Raw genomic sequence first — 742 nt, 5'->3', positions numbered from 1 at the left:
ACTGCATCGTTAAGCATTTGCTTGGCGGTGTTATTGACCGCGTCATGCTTAAGCATCACCATCATTGGCAACTCACTACTCAACAACTTCTGCATTTTCTGCTGAGCACTGCGCATGGTTTGTATCTGGTGGTTCTTTGGCGTCACCTCACCCGATTCCAGCAGGCTAACACGACGAACAATTTCTGATTCTGTACGGAGTTTTTGTTGCCATGCCGCAATTTGTGCTGGATAGTCAGGATTATGAACCACGATAGCTTCTGGGTTCACGATGGCCTCTAACATAACCAGCCGCAAGTTGCTGACTAAACCTTCCGGTGTTGCGGTGGTATTCATCTGGCTAGGGAACAGCAAGTTCGAAGTAGCACGCCAACTCTCTTGGGCCCCCCCTGAGACGGCTTTTTGAAGTGCAATAAAACTAAGCTGAACTGGCTCTGCTAATGCCTTAAACCACGCCTTATCGTGCATACGCACATCACCAGTGAACCCACCCCAGTTCGCAATCGCACCCGATACAGTGACCATGTCACTGGAGTTCTCCATTGAGAGCAGACTGTTACCAAGTTCATCGACGTAAGCGTTCAGTGCTTGCCAGTTTTCTAACTTAAAACCGAGAGAAGCTAGAGCGAAAAGCGTTTTGGGCGAATCCAGTGAAAGCGCCTGTTTCAACTGCTCATTCGCTTGCTCGGTATTTACCGCTTGTTTTACCACCGCTAAGTACTGGCTGGTTAAGCTAAGTAGAT

The 742-nt window shown here is 48.5% G+C and carries 1 pseudogene; it reads right to left on the bottom strand.

Features of this window, described 5'->3' with window-relative positions:
• Positions 1 to 742, bottom strand: a pseudogene (locus QTN94_RS20160) (hypothetical protein); the annotation flags it as partial.

The sequence above is a fragment of the Vibrio sp. M250220 genome (genome assembly GCF_036533795.1).
GTDB lineage: Bacteria > Pseudomonadota > Gammaproteobacteria > Enterobacterales > Vibrionaceae > Vibrio.
This window is presented reverse-complemented; position numbering and strand designations above follow the sequence as displayed.